7 protein-coding genes are annotated in these 2,819 nt (G+C 47.3%); all 7 read left to right on the top strand.

What is annotated here, in order from left to right; all coding sequences use genetic code 11:
- The first annotated feature begins 12 nt into the window (after nt 1–12).
- Entirely contained in the window at nt 13–153 is a 141-nt protein-coding gene (rpsH, locus tag AB7U36_RS21870) for a 30S ribosomal protein S8 (RefSeq protein ID WP_428161716.1), read from the top strand.
- Nucleotides 154–168: 15 nt separating this feature from the next.
- The gene (rplF, locus tag AB7U36_RS21865) at nt 169–711 is read left to right on the top strand and encodes a 50S ribosomal protein L6 (protein WP_428161715.1); all 543 of its coding nucleotides are present in this window, start codon (nt 169–171) and stop codon (nt 709–711) included.
- A gap of 19 nt (nt 712–730) precedes the next feature.
- Nucleotides 731–1,099 carry a 50S ribosomal protein L18 gene (gene rplR / locus AB7U36_RS21860; protein WP_428161714.1) on the top strand — a complete coding sequence of 123 codons (369 nt, stop codon included), beginning with the start codon at nt 731–733 and terminating at the stop codon, nt 1,097–1,099.
- 16 nt (nt 1,100–1,115) lie between these two features.
- Nucleotides 1,116–1,616 (top strand): 30S ribosomal protein S5, encoded by a 501-nt coding sequence (gene rpsE, locus AB7U36_RS21855; protein ID WP_428161713.1) that lies wholly within the window; start codon nt 1,116–1,118, stop codon nt 1,614–1,616.
- Between the two features lie 11 nt (nt 1,617–1,627).
- A complete protein-coding gene (rpmD, locus tag AB7U36_RS21850; RefSeq protein ID WP_428161712.1) occupies nt 1,628–1,810 on the top strand; it encodes a 50S ribosomal protein L30 in 183 nt (60 codons plus the stop codon).
- A 1-nt stretch (nt 1,811) separates the two neighbouring features.
- Complete coding sequence (gene rplO / locus AB7U36_RS21845) at nt 1,812–2,255, top strand: 50S ribosomal protein L15 (RefSeq protein WP_428161711.1); 444 nt, start codon at nt 1,812–1,814, stop codon at nt 2,253–2,255.
- A gap of 19 nt (nt 2,256–2,274) precedes the next feature.
- Nucleotides 2,275–2,819: preprotein translocase subunit SecY (locus AB7U36_RS21840; RefSeq protein WP_428161710.1), on the top strand; the 545-nt coding region annotated here is incomplete at its 3' end.

Below are 2,819 nucleotides of genomic sequence, written 5' to 3'. Positions count from 1 at the left end.
CCCTCTTGCAGGGTGTATGCTAAATCAAAAAATATCAAGCCGGTATTAAATGGCCTAGGTATTTCCATCATTTCGACTTCTAAGGGGTTGATGACCGACAAGCAGGCAAAAGAAGCAAAGGTCGGCGGTGAAATTCTTTGTAACGTTTGGTAAGACAGGAGCTATAAGATGTCCAGAATAGGAAAAAAGCCGGTTCAGCTTCCAGATAAGGTTCAAATCACCCTTGATGGCGATACCATCAATGTCAAAGGGCCTAAAGGCAGTCTTGACCGCAAGCTGCATCCGGCAGTCAATATTGAAATTGACAACCAGGTGTTGAGTGTATCCACAGACACTGCTGATAAAGAGAAAGTGGCACTGCAGGGACTTTTCAGGTCTCTTATTTTTAATATGGTGCATGGTGTCACACAAGGTTTTGAGAAAAAACTGGTACTTTCCGGCATTGGTTACCGGGCTGAGACCAAAGGAAAGAATCTGGTGCTTTCTGTCGGGTATTCAAACCCTGTGGATTTTGCCCTTCCTGATGGTGTCGCTGCAGCGGTTGACAAAAACGTCGAAGTTACCCTTACCTGTATCGATAAAGAGCTTTTGGGGCAGGCTGCAGCAAACATCAGAGCAATTAGGCCTCCCGAGCCTTATAAAGGCAAAGGCATTATGTATGCTGACGAAAGAATTATCAGAAAAGCAGGTAAGACTGCTGGTAAAGATTAAAAGGTGGGGAATATAGATTATGGCAAATACATCACCAAGGCTGGTCGCACGGCTTAAAAGAAAAAAACGGATCAGAAAAAATATATTTGGTAATCAGGAACGTCCCCGACTGAGCGTTTTCAGAACAGCCAAACATATTTACGCCCAGATAATAGACGACACCAAAGGTGTTACGCTGGTCGCAGCGTCAACCCTTGACAAAGAATACAAAGAGACACCCGTTGAGGGGAAAAAACAGGATGTTGCAAAGACCGTGGGCAACCTTATCGGCAAAAGGGCAATGGAAAAAGGAATTAAAAAGGTCGTTTTTGACCGGAATGGGTTCCTTTTTCATGGACGCGTAAAAGCACTTTCAGACGGGGCCCGGGAAGCCGGTCTTGAATTCTAATTAAGGAGGAACACCCTTGGCAAGACAACAACAGCAGATGGAAGATATAGGTCTGATAGATAAAGTCGTCAGAATTAACCGTGTTGCGAAGGTCGTTAAAGGTGGCCGGAACTTTACTTTTACTGCCCTGGTTGTGGTAGGTGATGGTGAAGGCAGCGTGGGGTATGGACTGGGAAAGGCCCAGGAAGTTCCAGAAGCCATTAGAAAGGGAATGGATAAAGCCAAACGAAATATGAAAAAAGTCGCTATCCTGAATGGCACGGTTCCCTTTGAAGTTTTGGGCCACGCCGGATCAGGCCGAGTCCTTCTTAAGCCTGCTTCCCCCGGTACAGGACTCATTGCCGGCGGCGGTATCCGTGCGGTCCTTGAAGCAGCCGGTGTAACCGATATTTTGACCAAATGTATTGGCTCCCACAACACCCAGAATATTGTAAGGGCCACCATGGCCGGCCTTCAGTCCCTGTGTACCAAGGAGGAAGTGGCCAGAAGACGCGGGCTCAAACCCGAAGAAATATAAAGAGGCGGACAATGGCTGATAAAATCAGAATTACGCAGATAAGAAGCACCATCGGGCGTCCTGCAAAGCATGGACGGATTATTCGCTCCCTTGGCATTAAACGGATGCATCACACTGTGGAGCACGATAATACCCCTGTGATCAGGGGGCAGGTGGAAAAGGTTTCACACCTTGTGAAAGTAGAGGAGGTTTAGGATGCAGTTACATGATCTGGCCCCAGCTCCCGGAAGCAGAAAAAATAGAAAAAGAATTGGGCGTGGTCCTGGTTCCGGTATGGGAAAAACATCCACAAAAGGGCATAAGGGCCTTAAGGCACGTTCCGGTGGATCTGTCCGTCCCGGTTTTGAAGGTGGACAGATGCCCATTTACAGGCGGCTGCCCAAACGCGGGTTTAAAAACTATATGTTTAAAACCCATAATGCAGTGCTGAATGTTCAGGACCTTGACCGGTTTGATGACGGTACTCAAATCACAGAGGCCGTTCTTCGGGAAGCCGGTCTTGTGAAAGGTTCTGTGGACGGTGTTAAACTTCTTGGAAATGGTGAGGTCACCAAGAAGTTTGTGCTGAAAAATATTTTGGTTTCCCAGAGTGCGAAAGAAAAAATTGAAACTGCCGGTGGCAGCGTAGAATTAGCGTAAGGTATAAGGAACAGTCTCAATGATCCAGAACAGCTACCAGAATATGCTCAAGCTACCGGAACTGAAGCGCAAAATATTGATAACGCTCGCTTTGCTTTTTGTTTACCGGGTCGGGGTGCATGTACCGACGCCCGGTATTGATGGCGCAGCATTGGAATCTTTTTTCGCATCGGCCTCAGGCACTTTATTTTCCATGTTCAATATGTTCTCTGGAGGAGCGTTGCAGCGGCTCTCTATTTTTGCCCTGGGTATTATGCCTTATATTAGTGCTTCCATTATTCTGGAACTTATGACCGTGGTCATTCCCTATCTTGAACAGCTCAAAAAAGAAGGGGATGCCGGCCGTAAAAAGAAAACCCAGTTAACCCGGTATGGTACGGTTGTGTTAAGCGCCATACAGGGGTTTGGTATTGCAGTCGGCCTTGAATCCATGGCATCGCCTGCCGGTGTTCCCATTGTACCCTATCCTGGGTGGGGATTCAGACTGATCACCATTATCACCCTGACAGCGGGAACTGCATTTATTATGTGGCTTGGTGAGCAGATCACCGAAAGAGGAATCGG

Source organism: Desulfobacter sp., assembly GCF_050177295.1.
The sequence above is the reverse complement of the archived record's forward strand: the minus strand, read 5'-3'. Positions and strand labels throughout refer to the sequence as shown.

Excerpts from the sequence above, each read along its gene's own strand:
- rplF (WP_428161715.1), top strand. The coding sequence starts at position 169 with ATGTCCAGAATAGGAAAAAAGCCGGTTCAGCTTCCAGATAAGGTTCAA.
- rplR (WP_428161714.1), top strand. The coding sequence starts at position 731 with ATGGCAAATACATCACCAAGGCTGGTCGCACGGCTTAAAAGAAAAAAA.
- rpmD (WP_428161712.1), top strand. The coding sequence starts at position 1,628 with ATGGCTGATAAAATCAGAATTACGCAGATAAGAAGCACCATCGGGCGT.
- rplO (WP_428161711.1), top strand. The coding sequence starts at position 1,812 with ATGCAGTTACATGATCTGGCCCCAGCTCCCGGAAGCAGAAAAAATAGA.